The organism is Rhodohalobacter sp. SW132 (genome assembly GCF_003390325.1).
In the GTDB taxonomy this organism is placed as follows: Bacteria; Bacteroidota; Rhodothermia; order Balneolales; family Balneolaceae; genus SW132.
This window is the reverse complement of the sequence record NZ_QUOK01000014.1, coordinates 43,780-68,201: the sequence shown is the minus strand read 5'-3', so window position 1 is coordinate 68,201 and position 24,422 is coordinate 43,780. Positions and strand designations below refer to the sequence as shown.

Here is a 24,422-nt window from a genome sequence, read left to right as displayed (position 1 = left end):
TAAACAGTTGACCATTCTTTTGTTGATTAAATATCTGGTGATAAATATGGACTATACACATAACCAAAATACCGCGAAGACTAAAATTGTGTCACAAATAAAAATTCCGGATTTACGGAAGAATTGAAACTATTTGCTTTTGAAAAATTATAAGAGTGTTAAACCAAAACATGAATAAAGATAAAAACAGATCCGTGCTGAGAGGACAATCACAACATTCACCGTGGCTTGACACTAAATGGAAAAAACGAAAAAAAATCACCCTATCAGGGCACCATATCCCAAAAAGTGTCGCCAATTTCCCTTTGTTGATTGATCTTGGGAATGACCCTGAACTTGCACACCATGCTTCTCCCGATGGCCGGGATATTGTGTTTACCTCGGCTGACGGAACGACAAAGCTGACATCTGATCAGGTTGTTCATCAGCGATTACTACGCGACCAGGCGGTTTGGACGATCTGGAGCGGCCCGCGGGCTGTTCGTTACACCGGAGTACAGGATAAAACCTACGTCGCGTATTACACTACAAACCAGGGGTGGTGGATTAGTTCCTTTGACCATATTCATTCCACCTGGCAGCACTATCAGCTGCGATCTCACGAGCAGAGTGCAGAAGGTCGCTGGTGGGACGATCACAACAATCCGGCAATTACCATTCGTAATGATGGCCGTATTCTGGTTGTATATGGTGAACACAGCACGGACAGAAGCTGGTGCCGTATTTCTAAACACCCGGAAGATATCACGTCCTGGAACGATGAAATTTCTTTTACACAGGAGCAAAGCATTGCGAAACGAACTAATTTTAAGCCCTGGTTTTTCGCAAAGCGTGTCTGGGCTAAACTTACAAACACCGCCCGGCCGACCAGGTATGACCCGGCCTATTCATATGTGAATCTCTATTCCTTACCTGATGGCACAATATGGCGCCAGTACAGGCCGCTTACCACGTGGTCCGGTATAAGCCGGCAACCTTCATTTGTTGTATCCCGCGACGGCGGCAACACCTGGAGTAAGCCGGTTCGTTTTATCAAAGAAACAAACCGGTCTCCATACCTGGTAACTGCTCAGCAGGAAAATAAAATTCATTTCTTTTTCTCAGATGCACATCCGGACGAATGGAATAAAACATCCATCTATCATGCCTATTATAATCATTCCAAAGGCACGTATCACAAAAGTGACGGTGAGTTGATTGGAGACAAATCATGCCTGCCATTTACACCTGCCCAGGCAACAAAAATTTATGATGGGACCACGTCCGCCGGAGAGGCGTGGGTCTACGATATTACGGTTGATAAACAGGGCAATATTGCCGGGCTTTTCAATGTATACTCGGGTGAAAAAGAAAATTTGAAATCATACCAGGTTCACGAATACTGGTACGCTTTCTGGGATGGAAAAGGATGGAAGACAAATAAGATTGACTCAGAGTCCAATATTTACTCCACCGGCCAAAGAAGGTATTCAGGAGGATTTGTGGCAGATACGGTTGATATTTCGCAGGTATACATTTCACTTGTCGATCCGGATGGCACCGAAGATGGGCTTACACGTCACATCTGGCGTTATCAAACAGATGACAACGGCTCAACATGGAACAGAACACGCATCAGCCAAAAAGGTCAGGGTAAAGCTCACTCCAGGCCGGTTGTCCCGATCAATCGTCATCCGGATCTGCCTGTTTTCTGGCAGTATGGCCATTATGTTAACTACCTGGAATACTGGACCGCTCTGGCTGCAGGAGACCACGGAAACCTGAATGATTCCCAATTCTACGTACAGATTCCTCAACTTAATCCCGATGAAGATCTCACACTCTTTGTGTACTATGATCATACATCTGAAGAAAATCAACCCATACAATCTGAATCCAATAAAAAAGCCCGGCCCTCATCCTGTCTGCTTTCGTACAAAGGTACTCTGACCCAAAACGACATCGGTCAGCTTTCCATACAAAAACCCGGTACGGCCCTAACTTTTGAGATTTCAGCGGTATGGGCATCAGACAGAAAAGGGAAAGGAGAGACTGCTATTCTCGCAAGTGATCCGGGAGCAGAAACTCAATTCTTGATTGGCAAATCAGAAAACGAAACTCTGGAAATTCGTCTCTCGGCCCCTTCAGGAAAGGAATCAATAGTTTTTGATGATTTACTGTTTAAAACACGCTCATGGGAAGATGCAGATGCTAAGGCTGAACGGTCTGTCATTCAGTTCACCATTTTGGGAGATGGCTCTGTGATTGCCCGCTTAAATGGAAAAGAGAGTCAGGTTAAAAAAACACTGACCAGCTATTCGAACCTCTCACCTGCTGATCTGGGGAACCTCCATACTGCTCCTGAACCGGAAAATAATGAAATGCCATTCCAGGGCTGGATAGAAGCTATACATATTTATGAAGGGCGCCTGGATAGCAACTGGCTGGATATATCAGCCAAAGTTGAACAGATGGGAGCATCACTTATAGAAGTGGGTAAAGAAGAAGAGCTTGATGAGACTTACTAACGTGAGTTCGTTTCTAAAATCATGATCTCAAAAGTCCCCCTTAGAAAGGCTGTGAGAAAATAATGTATCAACACTTGATAAGAATTAGTGAATTCACCACGAAGGCACGAAAACACGAAGATTCACGAAGTGGATTTGCATGATTTTATTATACTTCGTGTGTCTTCGTGACTTTGTGCCTTCGTGGCAAAAAGTCCAGGCTCATATATTTGACTGTGTATTTCCTCACAGCTTCATTTGGGGAGACTTCATCAACGATGTTTGAAAGACATATCAAAACTGAGGTTGTTCTCAAATACTAAACACCCTTTCTTTTTCCGGCTGCTTTTTGACAGGCTTCCAGTCCGTACCTGATCTCTTCGCCAATGGCCGGTGATGCCTCATCAGACCTGACCTTCTGTTTTGCAGCACTATCCTTTGAATTCAAAGTATTTTTCAATCGTGATAATGCCTTTCGAACACCGGAAAGCCCGATTTTATTCAGCAAGCGGCCTGAACGGTTTAATCCTGCACGGACCTTTGCCTTGACCCGTGTTTTTATTTTTTTAGCAGAATGAAGATAACCGGGTTCTCCGAATCTCCGGATCAGCCGTCGGCACTCTTCCGCGAGATCCGGATATAAATCCTGGCAATGCAAACAGATTTTATTTAAAGTAATCGTTAAGGAGTGGCGATAGTCGTCCAGTTTATCCTGCTGTTCAAGCTTTTTTATAATTTTCAGGAGTACAAAAATCTGAGACTCCCGGCCAGCACGCGTAAACCGGCCCGCACTCTGGGAAGCATTCAGCTGATCTTCAGGCATACGTCTGTAGTATGCGGCTCCCCTGTCGGTAATTCGAAGATTAGTCCCATCTGCCATTGCCCTCATGATAAGATCGCCATCCTGATTTACAGTAACCTGCGGATCCCATCCCCCTGTTCGCTCATAGGCCGTGCAGGACCATAAAATAGAACACGGAGGGTGGTATATCTCCCTGATCCAGCCATCCAGGTAATCCTTTTCACCGCTGAGAGGAGGACAGGAACGCGGCCGTTTTACCCAGATACCATCCACTTTTTCCAGGCGGAACCACGGGCAGGCGGCAATTCCATCCGGATATTTTTCAAGGTATTCAGCCAGGGTTTCCAGTACGTGCGGCCCCATCACATCATCCGCATCAAAAAACATCAGCGCATTACCGGATGCGTATTCGGCCCCAAGATTCCGTGCCTTGGGAGCACCTCCGCCTCCGCTGGCCAGAACAGTTACACTCTTGCCAAAACTCCTGGCGATTTCAGGACTTCGGTCATCTGATCCGTCGTCTACCACAATAATTTCATCCGCCAGGTGGGTCTGTTCGATAATAGAGCCTATGGCCTGACCAATAAATTGCTCCTCATTATAACAAGGTATGATCACAGAAATCTTTATTTGCTGCACGTTATCCATGATTATTGTATGATTTTCTGAACAGCAGACTGAACTTCCTTCGGATCAATTTTTAAATCCTTCTCCAGCGGATGCATATCTCCCACACTTTCTGCATTGAGAATCCAATAGTGATGGCCCATAGCTGAGCAGAGCGCATAGAAGTTGGGATTGGGGAAATTTAAATCCGCAATTTCAACCACATGTGTGCCCGGTGAGCAAAATATAACATTCGTGATGGCTGCACCATGCGGGGCTACAACAATCTCAGCCTCTTGCATGGCGGTTATCTGATCGCGGAAACTCAGATCCTCCATGAAAATTTTCTCAAAACCCAATTTCTCAAGAAGAGGCCAGATCTCATCCTCATTGATGAGCAGCCGGCGCTTGGCTTTTGCCCTGCTAATGTAAAGTCTTCGGTGAGGAGTTCCCGGTGTTGCACAAAATGTATTCCGAACCGATTGTAAGAGTTCAGGACGAAACCGGTCTTTTTCCACTACAGTTAGCTCCTTCACTTTAAGGGGCCGGGTATAATCAAACGTACGATATTTATCCGGGTCAATATTCAGTATTTCAAAAGAACTTTCTATAACAGTTGTCCTGAGTTCCGGGGGCGGAAAAATAACATTTTCAAGCTGACCCCGCTCTTTCAGGAGAATAAGCTTGGGAAGGTGTGATGTAATCCAGTGAGAATGGTTGCGAAAAACACGCTCAAGAAACCATGTTGCCTTTTCAATCTCCACCGGGGGGTTTGCTGATCGAAGCAGCTCCATATTCCATGGCCGCAACGTAATTTGGTCCATCTCCAGAGACCGCTCATCTTTATTCAGAATGGTAACCCAGAATTGGTCATCGTCCGGGTTTATACATGGAACCACGCAACAGTCAGGCAGTGTAGCCAAGAATGTTTCACCACTTGTACGGGCCGGAACATCCCAAAATGAGTATCCCCACCATCCGCGATCATCCGGGAGTTCACTTCGTTTTTCAATATTTCGGGGCAGCGGATTTTTTACTGTTTCTGTCTTGTGGACTGTTTCATAGACTTCATCCTTTTTAACGTGCTTCGTCCGGCCCAGATAATCATGGACAGACTCTTTTTCAACCCATTTGTAACCAAACCAGGAAGGCGACAGAAGCCGGTCTCTGACAGCCTTTCTGGCAATTCTGTTACGAAAGTCACGGAGTTTATCCCAAAGCGTTTTTAGCATATAAATTATTTAATACTGTAATCTCTGTTAAACAACATTTCTGTACATGGGCTGCTCTCCGGTTTTATCGTCTGCAAAGCCTGTTTGCGTCGATGAAATTAGGATAAGTGATTATGAATCACAAATTATCGACCGGGCCTGGAGTATAACAAACCGAACAATGGCGTATAGTGTGATTCCAAAAAATCGTTCCTTTTAATTCTGTTTGCGAGAGTGCCTTCAGCCTGCCTCAAAAATATTAGAACAGGTTAATATCACTTGTTACCATTAACAGATTTACTTACAATACTTTCGAAAAATTTCCAGGTATTATAAACAAAGTGGATAGGGAAATTGCATACGAACAGAGGAAATCTATCCGATTTAATAAATAAAGTGTCAAAATCTTAAACATATTTTAGATGATCAGGAGAATTAACGGGAAACTGCAAAGAACCGCCTTTAGTTTGGCCGGAAATATTGGTTCATGTGCGATTGAAGATACTATAGTGTTGGCAGGTTCCCCCCGTTCAGGTACAACACTTTTACTGGAAGCGATGCATAAATTGCCAGGGTATAAAGCAATTAACGAACCTCTTCTAAAAAAGAAGATCCGGAAAAAACACGGGTTCAACCTGCGAAGCTATATCGCCCCCGGCCAGTCCGTACCAGATCAGAAGAAGTTTTTATCCGATGTACTTCAAGGACAAATGGATCAGTCTGCCCGCTGGTTATTTGAGGCACAATCAGTTCCCGGACGTATTTTTGAACATAGCCAGCGAGATAAGCTGCTTGTCAAGTTTTGCCGAATCAACCGGATGTTGCCCTGGTTTGCAGAACAGTTTGATGTTCGCGGGATTGTCTTCATCGTCCGACATCCATGCGCTGTGGTAAATTCAATGCTACGATTCGGACAATGGGATAAATGGACATGGGAATATGTTCAAAAGGATTCAGTAGCCTCACCTACAGTAAAAATTGACCATCTTCCCGATTCCGTTCAAGATACTTTTGCCCCGTTAATAGAGCGTATATCGACAAAAACTGAAGCCCTTACCCTGATGTGGTGCCTGGACCACTACCTGCCACTTCTCCATTCCAGTGAACATCCCTGGATACTTGTACCCTACGAAAAACTCATCACACATAACCATTCTGAGCTCAGAAGAATTTGTAATGCCCTTGGAGCTGAGGTAAATAACGACATATTACAAACGCTTGATAAGCCATCCTCTTCAGTAAAAGAAAAAGTAAAAGAAAATGCAGATGCACAGCTTCTGAAATGGAAGCAACAGCTTACGACAAAACAAATTGATGATATTCTCTACATGGTAGATGCAGTTAACCTTACCTCTATCTATACTGATGCCGCAGAGCCTAATTATGAATATCTGAATACATTGCAGCGACAAGAAATTACTGAAAAAGTTTCATGATCTTATTCTTTTTCATCCGCAGTAAAAATTTGGTTTTATCTCTGCGGTTTGATGCTCAAAGAATGTTATAAAAACCCTATAAAAACCACACTTTAGCCTTTCTGAGTTATAATCTCTTAACAGGTCTTCGGTTTATTGAGGATTACTGTATTTTTTTTAAAACTCAGCGCATTCAAGCTGAGGAATAAGAGACCTGTAATTGTATGCGCAATGTACTATTTAACAAATAAGTTATGCCGAAAGTAACCGTATTGATGCCGGTGTATAACGCCGAAAAATATTTGAGAGAGGCGATTGATAGTATTTTAAATCAATCATTCACTGACTTTGAATTCCTGATTATTGACGACGGGTCAACTGACAGCAGCCTAGATATCATTAATTCCTACACCGACGATCGAATACGGCTGGTTATAAATGACCAAAATATGGGTATAGGCGCAACCCTAAATAAAGGAATTGAACTAGCGTCTTCTGATCTTATTGCAAGGATGGACGCTGATGATATCAGCCTGCCCGATCGTCTGGAAAAACAGTATACGTACCTGGAAGCCCATCCGGAATGCAGCCTTCTGTCATCAAATGTGGAAGTCATCTCTGAAACTGGTGAGAGGCTTTATTTATATCAGAGAGACAGTAAACTATTTTACTTTAATCTTACCTTTTATTGCTGGATTTACCATCCAAGTGTTATGTACAAAAGGCGTCACGTTATAGATGCTGGAATGTATCCGTCAACATTTTCCGAGGATTATCGTTTATGGTCAAAACTTATAAGAAAATACCTGATCCATAATTTGGATGACATACTCATAAAATACCGCATAACCAATCAAAGTGTGTCAAATTCTGTTTTGGCTGAAGAGTACAGGGCAACTGCTATAGAACAGACTAAAGAAAACCTCAGGTACTTTGTAGGAGAAAATTATACTATACCTGATGATTGGCTGGAAGCTTATCGCAATCATTTCGATCCCCTTTGCAACCCTCCGAGGGTCAAAGATATGGCCTCATGTATCAACGAGCTGGACGTGATAACCCCTCACATTCTCAAAAAAGATAATATAAACAGAGATGAGAACTCCATAAAACTGGCGGCAAAAATGAAAAAAGAGCATCTTCTTAAGTCATTTCTGAAAAAAATTCCTACGAAAGATAAAGTTCCTTTGTTGATCCAAACCGGCAATTTCAACCAGCTGGCAAAATTTCTTTCGTCATGGAGCTCTAATAAATTAAAGGATTTATTTTAGTTCTGATTTACTGAGGTTAATTTCATTAGTAAATTTGAATTTATAACCGCAGTAAAAAGTTCAGTTTAATTATTTTGAGGCAACTGCCATCAATAAATTAAACATTTTAATTCCGAGTCATTGAAATGAAATTGAATTAAATGCCCATTTTCAATGGGTTTTCAATATTTAACCTTTCAAAAAGAATTATGATTAGCAGTTCTTTTTTGCTAGTAAATGGGTGTACCGAAATAATATTATGAATAGAAATTTTATATAGAATTGGTCGATGCTTTTTAGCATGAGTCTCATTTCAACTCTATATCTCCAAAAAATATAATTAACGATCAATGATTAAAAAAATCAGACAAGTTCTATCTGTTTCTGTGAAAAGAAAATTATTTCAGACAGGTCTTAGGAAAAACTTTATTCCCCCGACGGGTAGAGTATCCCTAGGTGACATGAACAGAACCACTCCATTCAGCAAAAAATTCGGCTACGACAGAGGAGGCCCTGTAGATCGTTACTATATAAAAAAGTTTCTAGAAATAGAATCGGGCAGTATTCGCGGCAGGGTATTGGAAGTTGGTGAGAATACATATACCCGCAAATACGGTGGTGATAAAGTGACTAAAATGGATGTATTGCATGTAGATGAAAGCAATGAATCGGCTACATTTATTGGAGATCTTAGTAACGCTCCACATATCCCGGATAGTACATTCGACTGTATTGTACTTCTTCAAACACTTCACCTGATTTACGATTTCAAGCAAGCTCTTAAAACGTGTCATCGAATTCTGAAACCCGGTGGAACTCTGTTGGTAACTGTACCTGGAATCACTCCAATCGATTACGAGGAGTGGGGATATACCTGGTATTGGTCATTTACCGACATGGCGATGAAAAAAATCATGACCGAGACTTTTCCTGATGGTACTTTTGAAGTTAATAATTATGGTAATGTTCTTTCCGCATCTGCTTTTTTATATGGAATGAGCGAGAATGAACTGACAACAGATCAACTAGATGAACATGATCCCAATATGCAGGTAACGGTCACTGTAAGGGCTGTTAAGAAAGGTAAAGTATGAGACTGCCGAAGTTTAGATATCTGTTCCAAAACCGTGCATTGGTTTTAATGTATCACAGGATCAATAACCCCTTAACCGATCCCTGGAATCTTTCTGTCAGCCCTGAAAATTTTAATGCCCAGCTTAAATTTTTGAAAGAACACTATTCAATAATCAGTACCCATGAATTAATACGGCAAATTGAATCTGGAAAAATTCAAAACGGAGCTGTGGCGCTGACATTTGATGATGGATACCTGGATAATTTCACCACAGCAAAACCACTTCTGGAAAAATATTCAGTGCCTGCAACATTCTTTATCACAGATAGCTATTTAGGCGGCCAGCCATTCTGGTGGGACGAGCTGGAAGCTATTATTGTGCATACTGATAAACTACCTTCTGTTCTCTCAGTCTCATTTAGAAACGAGACTATAAATTTTAATCTGGGAGAAGATTGTGAATTAAATGAAAAAATACGATCAAAGCAGGCCAATTTTGGAGCCAGTCAGCCACCTACATTACGTACCAAGTTATACGTAAAGCTTTGGAAATTATTCAGCCCTCTACAAAAAGATGACCAAATTAAGTTATTGAAGCTTGTCAAGGAATGGGCGGGACTTTCAGAAGATGATAGTCAGGTAGAGGGCACAATGTCAGTACAACAACTGAAACTGCTATCCGATAATCCACTTTTTACTATTGGGGGACATACTTCAACACATCCAGCTTTAGCAAAGCATACAAAAGATGTACAAAAAAAGGAAATAGTGGAGAACCAGAATTTTCTTGAAAACTGTTTAGATGAAAAAATCAGATCCTTTGCCTATCCATCCGGAAACTTTAATAGCTCAACAATTCAGATCTTAAAAGAGCGTGCCTTTTCGGCAGCCTTCACAACCACGTCCAAACCAGTCGTTAAAAAAACAGATCGTTATAAAATTGGCAGGTTTCAGGTTACAGACCTGAATCAGAAAAACTTTGAACGGAGTCTGAGTAATTGGCTCAGAAAGTAATGAAAAACTAACGAAACCGCATATTTATGAATCAGAAAACTCCATCTGTATCTGTTATCACTCCTTTTTATAATGAAGAGGAATTTATAGAGGAAACCATCCAAAGTGTTATTAAGCAACAGTATGAAAATTGGGAATTGATCCTTGTTGATGATGGATCAATTGATAACAGTACAAATGTAGCCAAGGAATACGCCAGCTCTTATGCAGATCAGATTAGATATATAGAACATGCAAATCACAGCAACAGAGGGGCAAGTGCCAGTCGAAATTTAGGAATCAAACATGCCAAAGGAAAACTAATTGCCTTTTTAGATGCAGACGATATATTCGAACCAAATTATTTAGACAACCAAGTGAAAAACTTCAATAATACTAAAGCAACAATGGTCTGTGAAGCGACCGTGTATTGGAACAGTTGGTATAATGAACAAAAAGATGATGAGATGAAATTAATAGGAGTTCCTCAGAACCAACTATATAAGCCAGGAGAACTAAGTGTCAAATTGTATCCACTAAAAAAAGGATCTGCTGCTCCCTGCATGTGTGGAATCATAGTTTTAAAAGATGCTGTTAAAAAATATGGAGGTTTTGTCGACTCTTTTCATAGCAATTATACAGATCAGGTGTTTTTAAGTAAAATGTATTATCACGAACCTGTTTATATTTCTTCTTCTTGTAATAATCATTATCGGCAAAGAGATGATTCAGCGTCAGCTAAAATAAAAGATAATACTTCATATATAAAAATAAGAACAGAGTTTTTAGAGTGGTTTAAAGGTTATTTAGAGCAGTGCGATTCGAAAAATAGCGAAGTATATAAACTTATAAAAAAGAACCTACTACCTTATACACATCCTATATACCACAAAATATTTTATGCTTTGCCCCGAAGGATTCTAAATAAAATACGAAGAGTTTTCACAAGCCAGTAAGCTATTGCTATTCCAGTGACGAGCACAAACGACGATTCGGGAATTCAATTGGTTGGTTAGGGGTAATGAAGCCTACTAATGATTTTGCTACAGTTTTTTTCGTTTTGTAAAGTCGAGGATAATCCCATCGCGGATTATTTCGGACTTTCTTGAAGGTACAACTTGAAGTATGCCTAAGAACTGGAGTTACTAAGGTTGAACTCAGAAATTGAAATGTACGTTATTGATTCATACTGACTTTCCAGACAAAACCTCTTGATAAATTTTCTCGTAGGATTGAATCATAGCTTCTACTGAAAATAAAGATTCAGCACGTAACTGGTTCGAGGCGCCAATATTTAATCGTTTTCCACGATCATCTAGTAAATTGATAATGATTTCCGATAATTGTAAATAGTCACCAGAATCGGCAAGCAGTCTTTCATTTGCAATGATTTCCGGTATTGCACCTACATCATAACCTACTACCGGAATTCCCATATTCATTGCCATTGGTGTAACCTGCCCAAAACTTTCCCTGTGGACAGGAGCAACAAATACACTCATCTTATTGTAGTATTGTGGAAGGTCATTATATGCAACATAACCAGTAAATGTAAAGGATTCACTTAGACCGGCATCATTCACAGCTTTTTTATAATTTTCTAACAGACTTCCACCTCCTACAATCAGTACATTTGTATCCTTTCTTTTTTTAACAACCTCTATGAATACTTTGATTGATTCTTCATTTATTTTATCACGCTCCAATCTGTACACCATTCCAATGCAATTATCAGGTATATCGGTTGGTTTTAACTTTTTGAAATGAGTAAAATCTGAGCCGGGATAAATCACTTTGTTTTGATGGTGAGGTTGTGCAAACTTTTCTCTTACAAAGTTACTTACATATACATAGTAGCTGACAATTTTATTTTCAAAAGGGTCTGTAGGAATATTCACATTTTCTATAACAGGACAGTCTAATTCCTCAATTATGTCAAAAATTTTGTTATACCACTCCCAGCTTTTCTTACCCCATTTATCCCTTTGATGGCCTAAGTAATGAATATGTACTAAATCAGGCTTAAAATTATTTAGTTTATTCAAAATTGAACCTGATTCCTTAGTATCCTCGTCAATTATCATAGGAAATCCTGTATATGCAGGAACATCCGGAATATCTTTAGTTAAAACTGTTTGTTCGTACACGTGGCCCATATTTTCAAACAAATCTACCACAAGCCTTGCAGAGCCACCGGTCCAAAAATTAACTATTACATGCAAAACTCTTTTTCTGTCAGCGACAGGCTGTTTCAGAATTGCTGCTTCATATGTTTTAAAATCAGCACTGTAATTATCCAAATTATTATTTCTTGAATCACTAAATAATTTCTTTTTTACTCTTTTTAAAAAGTTAAATATTTTGGGAAAATGAATTCTTAGTATACTTTTCACTGACTTGGCTTATTTGACAATATTTTAATTCACTAGGGATGACTGAACATACAGGTAAATTATTATAGAAACTTTATTTTAACGAGTTTTGCAACAATTCTTATTTTTCAATTTCTGTTGTTTTCAATAAGAATCTCCACCATATTGACCTAATTTTTCCACTCGCGGCACAATACTTAAGTTTTCACATCCTACTCAATCTGTCAGCTTCCCTATACATCGAAAATATCCGGTTATGGAATTCGCTCCGGCTTTAACCAAGAGCAAAACAACTGCATCACTATATATCTCAATAAAAATTGAAAAAATATAAATCAATTCTGAATTCTATTTTCTCTCCGGAGTATTACTGGAATACGTTGATGTGTAGGATTGAATGATTATAAGCTCACTAAAAAGCCTCACTTTCATTTTTGAACCAATCATTAATTAACAATTTCAAATTTTGATTCTCTTCGTTTAGCAATATTTTCATTATACAAAGTATTTAAAAGGTGTATCATCAACATCAGCTAATGACCATCCCATGCGTCGAGATCCTAATTTAGTAAGTGTAATCATTCCCTGCTACAATCATGGTATGTATATACATGAAGCAATAGACAGTATATTAAATCAAACCTATCAGAACTTTGAAATTATTATTGTGGATGATGGATCTGATGATGAGAAAACTCGTACGGTTCTAAAGGAAATAGACACCCGTAACACAAGGGTTTATTATAAAGAAAACGGGGATGTTGCATCTGCAAGAAATTACGGCATTAAAAGAAGCAAAGGTGAATATATTCTCACACTCGATTCTGATGATAAATTTGCTCCCACTTTTATTGAAAAAGCCCTCCATGCTTTAGATTCACAGCCAGAAACCGGAATGGTTACTTGCTATGTTAAAAGGTTTGGAGATAATGAAGTTAGCACCAATCAATTTACCGGTGGAGACGTTGCGGATTTTCTGGTAAAAAATAATGCCGTTTCTTGTTTATTATTCAGATATGAATGCTGGATAGATGCCGGGGGCTATGATGAAGGTATCCCAGGATATGAGGATTGGGAATTCGCTATCAATGTTACAAAACAGGGCTGGACTGTTTATTCCATTCCGGAATATCTTTTTTACTATCGCCAAACAAAAGGTTCTATGTATGACAGAGTCTATCATAAAAGACCAGAGATCATAAAATATATGGTCCAGAAACACAGAGACCTTTTTAAAGAATACACTGAACATGTAATTTACACAAAAGAAAAAGAGATAAAAGAGCTCAAAGAAACCGTAGAACTTTTTAAAAACTCTGCAGCAGTTAAGATTGGCTCGTTTTTATTAGCCCCATTGAGATGGTTTAAAAGCCCGAAGAAACACACTAAGAATAATCCTGAAGATTTTAAACCAGCACACCAAAAATCTGCAAAGTCTGACGTGACATCCAATCCTATACCTGTCCCCGAACATCAAGCGGTTTAATACATCGCATTTGATTCCTGATACAGAAATGTTTTTTGATGAACATCCCCCTATATTAAGGTTGTGAGGAAACTGTTTTCCAAAGAAAATGCACTTAAATAAATTAAGATTTCAGCCATTTTCTCAGCTCCCTGGAGTTTCTGACCCTCCCCCGCCCCCTCCCTATCGTGCCCTAACAGGACTTGATAGGGAGAGGAGCTTTAATACAAGCTTTCATACCTTAAAAAATAATGAATGCCTCAAATGAGAGGGTAAATTCTCACAGCCTCTATTGAGGGGACTTTTACGATCATGATTTAACAATCGGACTCAGGTTAATACTCTACACTTACACTGCCGCCGGAGGTTGTTGCCGCTATTTTTGGGCCTCCGTTGCCCATCCGGCCGTTGACACGGTTTCTTTCGGAGTTCCCGCTGAAGTTATTGAGATCAATATTCACTCTGCTGCCACGCAAATCTACATCAAAATGTTCGGTAGTCGGTATCTGAACACTGATACTTCCCCCGCTCGTTCTGAAATCGAGATCGTTATCGAACTCCAGCATATGCGCACGAATGCTGCCTCCGCTTGTCCGTGCCGACACGCTTCCCTTGATGTTTTCGAGACGGATGCTACCGCCGGAGGTGGCCAGTTCGGAGCTGCCAGAAAGTCCGTCAGCACGGATTGAACCGCCGCTGGTTCGGGCAACAAGTGTTCCTTCAATGTCATTGAGTGTTATACTGCCGCCGGAAGTTCGCAAATCTGCATTCCCGGAGATCGCCTCGGCCGTTACACTCCCGCCGCTGGTTCTCATATCAACACTGTTGGATATATTCTTAACCGTTACCGAACCCCCGCTGGTGCTTCCTTTCACTTCTGAATCGTGCGGCGCATGAATCACAAAGTTAACCGAAATATTTGAACCACCGCCAAACCATCGGCTGATTCCGCCACTCCGTTTTGCCGACGCTTCCACCCTGTCATTTTCCTGGTGAATCGTTATCTCAAAATCACTTAAATCGGTATCCGATGGGGATAACACCCGGTTACCGCGCCGCACAATCATATCCACCCTCACCTCATCCGCATCATGACCCTGAACTTCAATAAAACCTCCGCTTGTTTCGATCGTTACCGATGGGGATGCGCTGGTTTGAAAAAGCTCTGACCGATAAGCATCCGGATGTTCCTGTGCTGTCAGCGTAGAAAAAAACGCCAAAATCATTGCTAAAAAAGTTCCTGTTATAGCTTTTATTTTATCCATCATCATACCTGTTTATTATTTTCGTTTAACCAGCCCGTTTATCAACTGATTACGGCCATCCTCAAAATAATGTTACACTGGAATCGAACCGATAATAAAAAATGTTGCAATTCTATAGTGAGAATCCGGCATCAGTTTTGTAATATCATCCCAAAATTTTCAACCCTTTGCGTTCTATTATGAAATTACCTTTTGTACTTGCAAAACGATTTGTTGCGGGAGAAACATTTGATCAGTCTATTCCTAAGGTGCGCCATTTAAATAGCCACGGCATCAAAGTCACCCTTGATCTGCTTGGGGAGAATGTAAAGGATCGTCAAATGGCTGACGATACCGTCGAAAGCTATATCCAGCTTATTAAAAATATTCATACCGCCGGCCTGAAAAGCACCATTTCGATTAAACTCACCATGCTTGGCCTCGATATCGACGAAAGCTACTGTATGAATAATCTTTCAAAGCTGCTTGATTGCGCCCGCGAGCACGACACTTTTGTGCGGATTGACATGGAAGGGTCTGATAACACCCAGATAACCATCGACCTTTTCAAAGAAGCGTTTAAGGAGTACGGAAAACATGTGGGTATTGTCATCCAGGCGTACCTGCACCGATCCAAGGACGACATTCCCGATCTGGCCTCGATCGGAGCCGATGTACGTCTCTGCAAGGGAGCCTACAGCGAACCGGAGCGAATTGCACTACAGAACATGCCGGCTATCCGGGAAGCTTTCAAAGAGTACGCCCGAATTTTACTCGATAAAACCACCTACCCACGCATTGCCACCCATGATGATGAACTGGTGGATTGGGTAAAAACGTATGTGCTTGAGCAAAATCTTGGCAAATCCCGGTTTGAATTCCAGATGCTGTACGGGCTTCGGGAAGAGACGATGATTGAACTGACTGATGAAGGGTATAATACACGAGTCTACGTTCCTTACGGCACAATGTGGTTCCCTTATTTCAAACGCAGGCTCCTGGAACGAAAAGAGAATATTTTCTTTGTGGCATCTACGATGTTTAAGAAGTAAGAGCTGAAGCTCTTTAATAGTTTTTAGTGTTTAGTGATGAGTTGACACTGTCAAAACATTTAGAAAATTGATCAAATATCTTCGTTTCTGTTAATTCGGAATAGATATTTTTTTAGACCGAAAATCGATCCCTTTTTTTTATCTCAGAGTTACGAGGATGAATTCGCTGATTCCCGAAGATTTTCTGCGCATATCTGCGATAAACTCAGCGATAATCTGCGAAAAGAAGAACAGATCGTATTCAGGGTTTCAAACTTCTTTTAAATTATTTTATCGTTTTGTACAGTTGTGATTCTGTTTATTTAACCTGATAAATATTTTGGGCAGCTATTTATCATCTATTGATTATCTGGCTTAATCAATCACCTGCAGCGGACCATCCCCATCCATCACATCCAGTTTTTCCCGGTCGATTTCCGCAAGGTAGTGCAGGTCACTCAGTGAGTCGTATCGCAAATGAAAAAGTCTGTTTTCGCTGACCAGGTCGATGTTTCCGGTTATGCGTGTGCTATCCACGGAAAGTGTGATCACACCTTCATAGGGCTCCTGGATTGTTGCAGAAAGATTGCGTATTCGCTGGCCCATCGCCTGGTTTCTGTTGATTCTTGCTGAAATCCGAAGATCCTCATCCAGTGAAAGTTCTACAACCCTGCCGCTTTCATACTGCCTGATTTGGTCGAGGCTGTCGTTAGGCTGAACAAATATGAAGGAACGAACGGCATCGCGGTCAATATGTTCAGGCGTTCGAAACTCTTCCGTCAAATGGCCGACAGGGATAAATAAGAATTCTGTTCCGGACTGCATCATCAATCTTGGGAGATCTTTTATAACATGATTTTGTTCAAACTCTTGCGATTCGACCTCTGAACGCTGCGGTTCGTCACTGCAGGAAAAAACCGAAAGGCTTATGAGAAGTACAAGGAGGAGTTGTAGGATTTGTTTCATCTGCTATATTTTTATTTCACAAGGATCATCTGTCTCGTCAGGGATTCTTTTGGTGTTTGAAGCCGGTAAAAATAGACACCGCTTGACAGCCCGGATGCATTGAATGTCTGCTCGTGTGATCCGGCACTCATCATGCCATCTACCAGCGTAGCAACCCTCTGTCCGGCAACGTTAAACACATCAAGGCGAACATCTGAAGATTCGTTCAATCTGAACTGAATTCGGGTGCTTGGGTTAAACGGATTGGGATAATTTTGTTTCAGTGATATCCTATTTGGTAAATCAGTTTCTGTTTGCGCTGAAGTGGCCATTTCAATCTCGGCAGATATCGGCAGTTCAAACACCGGGTTGTTCGGATCGTTACTTCTCAGCAGTAAAACCGTTTCGTATGATCCTGATTCCACATCCACAGCGTTGAACACCAGATCTACCGACTGGGTCGAACCGGGCTGAACCACTCCCTCAAACCGGGGCACACTCATCCAGTTAAACGGTGTGAATTCCCTGCGAACTTCAATATTATCAATATCTATATAAGACCCGGAAACTTCATTTCTGTTCCCAATATACATGTAATCGGGAGTCCTTCCCGGTGCATATGAACTGGAGGCTGCTTGCACCCCGTTCACCGAATAATCAATGGTTCGGTTGTTTGGATTGTAATGAATTTCAAACGAATGATACTTGTCGTTTTCTGTGATGGAGCCGATAAAACTTGAAAACGCGCCCTGCCCATCTTCACCTGCACCCCATCCCCACACATTTTCGGAGTCTATGATTACACCTGATGAGAGCGAACCTGTGGAAGCGTCATAAAAATAGATATCAAATATTTCTCCTGAACTGCCAAACGACAGGTTCCTGATGGCAACATCAAACGAGATGCGAAATTCGCCGGTCGGCTGGGTTCCAAAAAACGGGGAGCGGGCACCCACAGAATTTGAAGTGCCCGATCGCCTGGGCAGCCGAAGATTATATGTTCCTCCTGATGGATTTTCATCCGAAATTTCAAATAGAGCGGATTCGGAAGAGGCCCGCCATCCCGCCAGTGCAAGGTGATCCCCGGTTGTAAAACCTTCTCCGGCTTCAAAACCAGCCGAAAAGAGAACACCCGGACCATCACTGTATGTAAGCATTCCGCCGCCCGAACCGGACAAATCCACAGATGCCGGCTGCACAGCATCTTCAAACCCATTCGTGGGTTGCCGTTTGGCAATCGTGCTGCTGGCGATGTCAAAATCGATATCCCAAATCAAATCTGAATCCCCGGTATTGCTGATCGTGATCGGAACAGTTGCCGTGCTGTTCTCCTGATTGAGCTCAACAGAAACAGAAACATCCGCAAAATCTGCCACGGGTGGATCGGTTCGGGTCGGACGGTAAGATGCAATGACACGCCGCAACTGGTTCATACTCAAAGCACTGTTGGACGGTCCCGCTTCACCGGTATGAAAAATTGATGTTCCCGTACCTATTCCGGAAACCAGAACATCGGGATTTGAGAAATTCGGGATACCCTGAAATCCATCCTGATCATACGCCATTACCGTAGCGTAATCATTTGAACTTCCAGAGAACCGATTTCCGGTTGAGTAGACAAAAATCCCTCCAAATTCGCCCGCTTCTGCCTGATTTTGATTGCGCGCATGTGCATTTCCCATGTTGTGGCCTATTTCATGGATCAGCGTGTAGTTGTTTGCGACTTGCTGAATACGGTTCACAGAAAATCCATATTGAGGCAGCCCAGTTACTGATGTGCTTCGCCATGCAATGCCACCGGTGTTGGGTTCGCTTAAAAATGCCGCAACCAGATCGGCCCCATACTGATCCCTAAGCTGATGTACCTCATCAAAATAGCCATCGAAGTCACTTTCGCTGCAGTTTGATCGTCGACCACAGAGATCGAACGGGTTTTCGGAATCACGTGTGAGCCGCCTCAGGTGATCACCGGGCGCTACATAGTTCGGATCATCTTCATCAAGGTTTTCGATGGAATCATCCGAATATCCCGTTTCGTAGTAGTGAACTACCCGCAGATTGATATGAATTTCGCTTACATCAAGAGCTGATTGAGATAAATTTAACGACTGTGCAATGACTGCGTCAATCGAATAAAAATTGGTATCCGCCTCTGCCCAAATTCTGGCATTCTCTGTGTAGGGAATCAGCAAATCGATCGTCACTTCATCATCTGAGACCGCGCCGGGTGCATTCAAATGTGGAATCTGGCGTCCGTCAACAGAAACAGCCTTTTGTTTCGCAGATGAATGGGTAAAACCAGTAAGAAGATCATCTGCAATCTCATGAACAGAACAGTGCTGCGGATCATCCTGAAAGGGAGTTCCTGTTGCGATATAGTGGCGTTCCATTGCCGGATCATACTCAAAAAAGAAAGCTTCTTCGTGAGATTGATGATAAAGCCCGTGGATCCGTCCATCGGAGTAGGTAAACACAAACATCTCATCGGGATTCTCTTCTGAACGAGCAATATAAGAGACCGTATTTTCTGTAAACTGTTCCGTTCGTGTAATTTTAAGTATTGAGCCGTGCGATTCGCGTAACTGCACCTTCATGTAATCTCCAACATTCATTTCACGCTCCTGAAGCGGCTCCCTGTTCAAAGAAAAATAGGATCGTTCATGGGTTAATCCCGAGTGTGTTTCGGACACCATCTGTTTCTGAGCCCCGTCAAATGTGTTCAGCAAATACGTATTCTGCCCGAAAAGGCTCGACGGGAATATCAATAAAACGGTAAACAGAACAGCAGGAAAAAGCGTATAAATTGACTTCATATGGATATATTTCGCTTCAGTTTTTGGCACATAAACGGTTTACTTTTTCTATTGTAATAACATGGTTAGTACAGTTGAAATACCCATTTGCGATTTAATCGGGGTAAACCACGTATTGACAAATTTATGCCTAATCAAATGATATAGCCGATTTATTAGTTCAAATCATGCTTATTGCAGAACAAACGAATATAAGTCCAAAGAAATATGAACAACAGCACCCGACACCGTTTTTTATCGGCAGGAGTTCTCATAACCTTTATTTTAATCTGTTTCGGGGTCGCATGGACCGGGGCGCAGGTATCTCCCGGAATTGCTTCATCGGAGTGGTACGATCAGCTCAATAAGCCCAGCTGGAATCCTCCCGGATGGCTATTTGGTCCGGTCTGGACCTTCCTTTACACCCTGATGGCCCTTGCAGCGTGGCGAATCTGGCTGGTTGATGGGTTTTCAGGCAGTAAAAAAGAACTCTCCTTTTTCGGAATTCAGCTGTTTCTGAACGGCCTTTGGTCGCAGTTATTTTTTAACGCTCAAAATCCCGGCCTTGCATTTGCTGAGATCATTCTGCTGCTCGCAGCCATTATCTATACCACCTGGCTTTTTTATCAAAAAGATAGAATGGCCGGCTGGCTGATGGTGCCGTACATTCTGTGGGTTTCATTCGCAACTGTTCTCAATGGTACTATTTGGATGATAAACTGATGAAAAGTGAGAAGTGAGAAGTGAGAAGTGAAACTCTAAAATCTCTCATCTCACATCTAATATCTATCATGAAAATCTGTCTGCCAGCCGGTTGATCAGGTATCCGCTTTCTTTCAGTGCCTGAGTTGCAAATCGTCCAAAATAATCGGTGACTGCTTCAAATTCTTTTACAAAACCGCGTTTATCATCTTTTTCAACCATTTCAATCAGGCTTTTGTGGTGGTTAAAAAACTGCACCAGAAGTTCGCGGCGCTCTTTATTGGCAAATACAATATCGGCATACAGTTCAGCATCCTGAGCGAAAATCCGGCCTGTCATCATCAATTCAGCCCGGTAAACGGGGCTTGAATACTCAAGCATTTCATGTGGATTCAGGTTAAAATCCTTCATGAATGAACCGTGCAGCAGGGCCACAAAATGGCGCAGTCCCTGTACCAGGTTCATCACGTGATCGTGGTTATCCGGCTCGGCATCAATGATCCGCATACCCCATAGCCGGCACTGCTCCTTGAACCATTGCGATTTTTCCGGTGATCTCCCATCACAGAAAACCATCAGCTGCTTTGAAAGATTCGGCACATCGGGGCCGTGCATTGGATGGAGTCCTACAACCGGACCACAGTGTGCGTTCATCATCACTTTGAGCGGCTCCGATTTATTGCTGGTAAAATCAGCCAGAATTGTATGATCGCTCAGCCTGCCGCCAAGGCGTTCAATCACCGAAATCGTAACGTTGATCGGCACTGTTACGATTACCAAATCGAGTGCAGGGGCAATTTCCTCCAGTTCATACCAGTTTCCCTTATCAATGCTGTAGGTGGTATGGCCGCTCTGTTCCGCAACCTGCCGGTAAAGCGCACCCATGCCGCCTTCTCCGCCTACGAACAGTATCTTTTTCGGCTCATCCGTTGCGCGCGGAAAGGTATTGGTCGACTGTGTCGCGCGCGATGCAGACATAATCATCCGAAGAAAATCCTCAGCCCAATCAGGATCGAGATCCCGTTTGCGTGCCATATCCCTGAACCGTTCGGTTTTTTCTTCTTCCCGTGCGGCGACAAAAACCGGAAGCTGATTCTCAATTTTATACTCAATTACATCCCGCGACACATGGTTGCGCTCTTTCAGTAAATCCAGAATTTTCTGATCAATTTCGTCAATTCGCTTCCGCTGTGCGGTCAGATCGGAGTTATTAGCCATCTTTATTAGTTGATAGATCCGTGGTTAATAAAAAGATGAAACGGGTTTTTAATGAGTTCATCCATTCCCGTTTCAGTCAGACACAAAAGTAGCTTAAAATTGTGGAGCTTGTCCAATCTCTTTTTAAAAGGCATTAAGAAAATTTTGCCGAATTTAACTGATTAGGAAGCCACACTTTTCCTAAAATTCTGTTATTTTACCTTATTGAATTCAACTCTACGATTATTTATGAAAAAGAACGCATTTTACATCATCGCCGGATTTATCCTCTTTGCAGCACTTTCACGGCTGCTGCCCCATGCTACTAATTTCACTCCGCTTGGTGCAATTGCTCTTTTTGGAGCGGCATATTTCCCAAAAAAGAAGTGGGCATTTATCATTCCTATCCTTGCGTTATGGCTTAGTGATCTTTTCCTGAATAATTTTGTTTATGCTGCTTTTTATGATGGTTTTTCGCTCTTCACTCCCGGTTTTTTATATATCTATGGCGCATTTGCGATGATTGTCATTCTCGGTATTTACCTTTTTGATAAAATTACGCTTCCGCGTGTTCTTAGCGGTGCAATTGGCGGATCGGTCATTTTTTATGTGATCAGCAACTTCGGAGTCTGGCTCGCCAGCCCGATGTATCCGCTCACGTTTGAGGGCTTAATTCTCTGCTATACCGCAGCTATTCCGTTTTTTCACTATACGCTCGCCGGCAACCTGGTTTACTGTGGTGTCCTTTTCGGCGGATATGAGTTTATGAAACTGAAATATCCTGAATTATCATTCGCTCAAGCCTGAAAGAGAAAAACTCCGGCAACCTGAAAACACCGGATTCGATTGCATCACTCCTTCCCGGATTAACAGAACTTGTATGTGCATTAGGTTTGGAATCCCGTCTTTCCGGGCGTTCTCATGAGTGTGATTTCCCTGAATCTGTGACTTCTTTACCGGTGCTCACATCACCCCGTTATAACGTTTCTCCCGATCAGGATAATGCAGAAATTCATCAATCGGTAACTGAACTGCTCAAGCAGGCGCTCTCAATTTATGAAGTGGATGATGAAAAACTTCTGAAAATTAAACCGGATGCTGTTCTCACACAGGATCACTGCGAAGTCTGTGCTGTTTCGCTGTCCGATCTGTCTGATTCCCTGCGCCGGGAGCTTGGGAAAAACTGCAATATCATTTCCCCTTCGCCGATCGATCTGAACTCTATGCTGGAATCATTTCAAATCGTGGCCGGACATCTTGGCGTGCCGGAGAGAGGCGAAGAGCTTATTCAATCGATTCAATCCCGGTTTTCAAAGTTGAGAGAACGAACGGGATCACTCCCAAAACCGGATGTGGTTGCCATTGAATGGATCGATCCGCTGATGACGGGGGGAAACTGGATTCCGGAACTGATTGAGATCGCTGGCGGAACAAACAGACTTGCCACGGCCGGTAAGCACTCTCCGTTTATCGAATGGAATAAAATTTGCGCGGTAAATCCCGACTTCCTTTTAATTTTACCGTGCGGTTATCCTATCAGCAGAACCCTTTCCGAAATGCAAACGCTCGAATCCAGACCTGGCTGGCAAAAACTAAGCGCTGTACGGACAGGCAATGTCTACATTCTGGATGGAAACCACTATTTTAACCGGCCCGGTCCAAGGGTGGCCGACTCAGCAGAAATTCTGGCTCATATTTTCCATCCGGAGTTTTTCAACTCTGTAGATACATACCGCGATTCGGGCTGGATCCGTTACAGCTCATAAACTTAAAACTTATAAAGCTGAGTTCGATTTATACTCTTTTTGAATTAGCCATTAAGAAGTCTCCCCTAACAAGGGGAGATTTAGAGGGGTGTCCATTGGTTTTTACCAAGATTTGGTGAACATCCCCCTCAATCCCCCTTTTTTAAGGGGGACTTTTACATTCATAATTTAACAATCGAACTCAGGTTAAAACTTATAATTTCTACCGCTCAGGCCTAAGCATCTGTACATATGTCAAAAAAAATAATCATTATCGGCGCTACATCCGGAATTGGCGAAGAACTCGCGCGGCAATGTGTTGAAAAGGAGTATCATGTGGGCGGAACCGGCAGGCGGGTGGAACGCCTGGAGGATCTAAAAAAGGAGTTGGGCAACTATTTCAGCTTTGCCGAAATGGATGTTACTCAGTTTGATGATGCAAAAATACAGCTCAATAAATTGATTGAACAGATGGGCGGCATGGATGTGATCGTGCTGAACGCCGGGATTTCAAACTTTCCAGCATCGTCGATTACCGCGATGGAACAGAAAGTGATCGACGTGAATGTAAGCGGATTTGTTCAGTTATTTGGCGAAGCGTTTCAATATTTCAGGAAACAGGGTCACGGTCAGATTGTTGGTGTTTCTTCCATTGCATCTCTATTCGGATCATCCCGGGCTGCTCCGTACAGTTCATCAAAAGCATTTATTTCTACCTACATGCAGGCTTATCGACAGCGTTGTAACAATATCAGCGAAGATATTACCATCACGGATGTGAAGCCGGGATTTGTTGAGAGCGAGATGATCGAAGGAAAGAAAGGACTTTTCTGGGTTGGGGAGACGAAAAAAGCGGTGAAGCAGATGTTAAAAGATATCGAGAAGAAAAAATCGTACTCGTACGTTACGCGACGCTGGCGGCTTGTTGCATGGCTGATTAAGCTTACGCCCAACTGGGTTCTGGATCGTATTTGAGTACAGTTATCCCAGCATCAGATATAGAATCATGATGATGAACGGCAGGGCAAAAACCCAATCCCAGTTCTGTTTTTCATATGTTGGCTGATCTCTCATAATAGGTCAAACCACGA

Annotated in this window: 19 protein-coding genes; 12 read left to right on the top strand and 7 right to left on the bottom strand. The window is 42.2% G+C overall.

Going from position 1 to position 24,422, the window contains the following annotated elements; all coding sequences use genetic code 11:
- Nucleotides 1–170 precede the first annotated feature (170 nt).
- The gene (locus DYD21_RS19570) at nucleotides 171–2,507 is read left to right on the top strand and encodes a BNR-4 repeat-containing protein (protein ID WP_116038710.1); all 2,337 of its coding nucleotides are present in this window, start codon (nucleotides 171–173) and stop codon (nucleotides 2,505–2,507) included.
- A 298-nt stretch (nucleotides 2,508–2,805) separates the two neighbouring features.
- Here DYD21_RS19570 and DYD21_RS19565 read toward each other — a convergent pair whose 3' ends face one another.
- Both DYD21_RS19565 and DYD21_RS19560 read right to left on the bottom strand, forming a co-directional pair.
- The gene (locus tag DYD21_RS19565; RefSeq protein ID WP_116038709.1) at nucleotides 2,806–3,936 is read right to left on the bottom strand and encodes a glycosyltransferase family 2 protein; all 1,131 of its coding nucleotides are present in this window, start codon (nucleotides 3,934–3,936) and stop codon (nucleotides 2,806–2,808) included.
- A gap of 2 nt (nucleotides 3,937–3,938) precedes the next feature.
- Nucleotides 3,939–5,126 carry a DUF563 domain-containing protein gene (locus DYD21_RS19560; protein WP_116038708.1) on the bottom strand — a complete coding sequence of 396 codons (1,188 nt, stop codon included), beginning with the start codon at nucleotides 5,124–5,126 and terminating at the stop codon, nucleotides 3,939–3,941.
- A gap of 401 nt (nucleotides 5,127–5,527) precedes the next feature.
- On the opposite strand from DYD21_RS19560, the gene DYD21_RS19555 reads away from it, so the two are divergent.
- The 5 genes from DYD21_RS19555 to DYD21_RS19535 all read left to right on the top strand — a co-directional run bounded on the left by DYD21_RS19555 (nucleotide 5,528) and on the right by DYD21_RS19535 (nucleotide 10,794).
- Nucleotides 5,528–6,541 carry a sulfotransferase gene (locus DYD21_RS19555; protein WP_116038707.1) on the top strand — a complete coding sequence of 338 codons (1,014 nt, stop codon included), beginning with the start codon at nucleotides 5,528–5,530 and terminating at the stop codon, nucleotides 6,539–6,541.
- Nucleotides 6,542–6,774: 233 nt separating this feature from the next.
- Nucleotides 6,775–7,791: a glycosyltransferase gene (locus DYD21_RS19550; protein ID WP_116038706.1), complete on the top strand. Its 1,017-nt coding sequence runs from the start codon at nucleotides 6,775–6,777 to the stop codon at nucleotides 7,789–7,791.
- 440 nt (nucleotides 7,792–8,231) lie between these two features.
- Nucleotides 8,232–8,864, top strand: coding sequence for a methyltransferase domain-containing protein (locus tag DYD21_RS19545; protein WP_199535616.1), 633 nt, complete (start codon nucleotides 8,232–8,234; stop codon nucleotides 8,862–8,864).
- 131 nt (nucleotides 8,865–8,995) lie between these two features.
- Entirely contained in the window at nucleotides 8,996–9,859 is an 864-nt protein-coding gene (locus DYD21_RS19540) for a polysaccharide deacetylase family protein (protein ID WP_158607382.1), read from the top strand.
- Between the two features lie 26 nt (nucleotides 9,860–9,885).
- Complete coding sequence (locus tag DYD21_RS19535) at nucleotides 9,886–10,794, top strand: glycosyltransferase family 2 protein (protein WP_116038703.1); 909 nt, start codon at nucleotides 9,886–9,888, stop codon at nucleotides 10,792–10,794.
- A gap of 228 nt (nucleotides 10,795–11,022) precedes the next feature.
- Here the strand turns inward: DYD21_RS19535 and DYD21_RS19530 are convergent, their stop codons facing one another.
- Entirely contained in the window at nucleotides 11,023–12,231 is a 1,209-nt protein-coding gene (locus tag DYD21_RS19530; RefSeq protein ID WP_147303653.1) for a glycosyltransferase family 4 protein, read from the bottom strand.
- A gap of 526 nt (nucleotides 12,232–12,757) precedes the next feature.
- On the opposite strand from DYD21_RS19530, the gene DYD21_RS19525 reads away from it, so the two are divergent.
- Complete coding sequence (locus DYD21_RS19525; protein ID WP_116038701.1) at nucleotides 12,758–13,696, top strand: glycosyltransferase family A protein; 939 nt, start codon at nucleotides 12,758–12,760, stop codon at nucleotides 13,694–13,696.
- 314 nt (nucleotides 13,697–14,010) lie between these two features.
- Here DYD21_RS19525 and DYD21_RS19520 read toward each other — a convergent pair whose 3' ends face one another.
- On the bottom strand, nucleotides 14,011–14,940 hold the full coding sequence (locus DYD21_RS19520; RefSeq protein ID WP_158607381.1) for a DUF4097 family beta strand repeat-containing protein: 930 nt from the start codon (nucleotides 14,938–14,940) through the stop codon (nucleotides 14,011–14,013).
- Between the two features lie 179 nt (nucleotides 14,941–15,119).
- Between DYD21_RS19520 and DYD21_RS19515 the strand changes: the two genes are divergently transcribed.
- On the top strand, nucleotides 15,120–15,971 hold the full coding sequence (locus tag DYD21_RS19515) for a proline dehydrogenase family protein (RefSeq protein WP_116038699.1): 852 nt from the start codon (nucleotides 15,120–15,122) through the stop codon (nucleotides 15,969–15,971).
- Between the two features lie 354 nt (nucleotides 15,972–16,325).
- Here the strand turns inward: DYD21_RS19515 and DYD21_RS19510 are convergent, their stop codons facing one another.
- Together DYD21_RS19510 and DYD21_RS19505 are read right to left on the bottom strand one after the other, a co-directional pair.
- Nucleotides 16,326–16,916, bottom strand: coding sequence for a hypothetical protein (locus tag DYD21_RS19510; RefSeq protein ID WP_116038698.1), 591 nt, complete (start codon nucleotides 16,914–16,916; stop codon nucleotides 16,326–16,328).
- Nucleotides 16,917–16,927: 11 nt separating this feature from the next.
- A complete protein-coding gene (locus DYD21_RS19505; RefSeq protein ID WP_116038697.1) occupies nucleotides 16,928–19,708 on the bottom strand; it encodes a zinc-dependent metalloprotease in 2,781 nt (926 codons plus the stop codon).
- Nucleotides 19,709–19,915: 207 nt separating this feature from the next.
- On the opposite strand from DYD21_RS19505, the gene DYD21_RS19500 reads away from it, so the two are divergent.
- The gene (locus DYD21_RS19500; protein ID WP_116038696.1) at nucleotides 19,916–20,410 is read left to right on the top strand and encodes a TspO/MBR family protein; all 495 of its coding nucleotides are present in this window, start codon (nucleotides 19,916–19,918) and stop codon (nucleotides 20,408–20,410) included.
- Nucleotides 20,411–20,476: 66 nt separating this feature from the next.
- Here DYD21_RS19500 and tyrA read toward each other — a convergent pair whose 3' ends face one another.
- Nucleotides 20,477–21,607: a bifunctional chorismate mutase/prephenate dehydrogenase gene (gene tyrA, locus DYD21_RS19495; RefSeq protein ID WP_116038695.1), complete on the bottom strand. Its 1,131-nt coding sequence runs from the start codon at nucleotides 21,605–21,607 to the stop codon at nucleotides 20,477–20,479.
- 228 nt (nucleotides 21,608–21,835) lie between these two features.
- On the opposite strand from tyrA, the gene DYD21_RS19490 reads away from it, so the two are divergent.
- The 3 genes from DYD21_RS19490 (at nucleotide 21,836) to DYD21_RS19480 (ending at nucleotide 24,306) form a co-directional block, all read left to right on the top strand.
- Nucleotides 21,836–22,393, top strand: a complete 558-nt coding sequence (locus DYD21_RS19490) for a DUF6580 family putative transport protein (protein WP_116038694.1) — start codon at nucleotides 21,836–21,838, stop codon at nucleotides 22,391–22,393.
- Entirely contained in the window at nucleotides 22,372–23,352 is a 981-nt protein-coding gene (locus DYD21_RS19485; RefSeq protein WP_116038693.1) for a cobalamin-binding protein, read from the top strand. The genes DYD21_RS19490 and DYD21_RS19485 overlap by 22 nt, the downstream gene beginning before the upstream one ends.
- Nucleotides 23,353–23,583: 231 nt before the next feature.
- Nucleotides 23,584–24,306 (top strand): SDR family oxidoreductase, encoded by a 723-nt coding sequence (locus DYD21_RS19480; protein WP_116038692.1) that lies wholly within the window; start codon nucleotides 23,584–23,586, stop codon nucleotides 24,304–24,306.
- The last annotated feature ends 116 nt before the right edge of the window (nucleotides 24,307–24,422 follow it).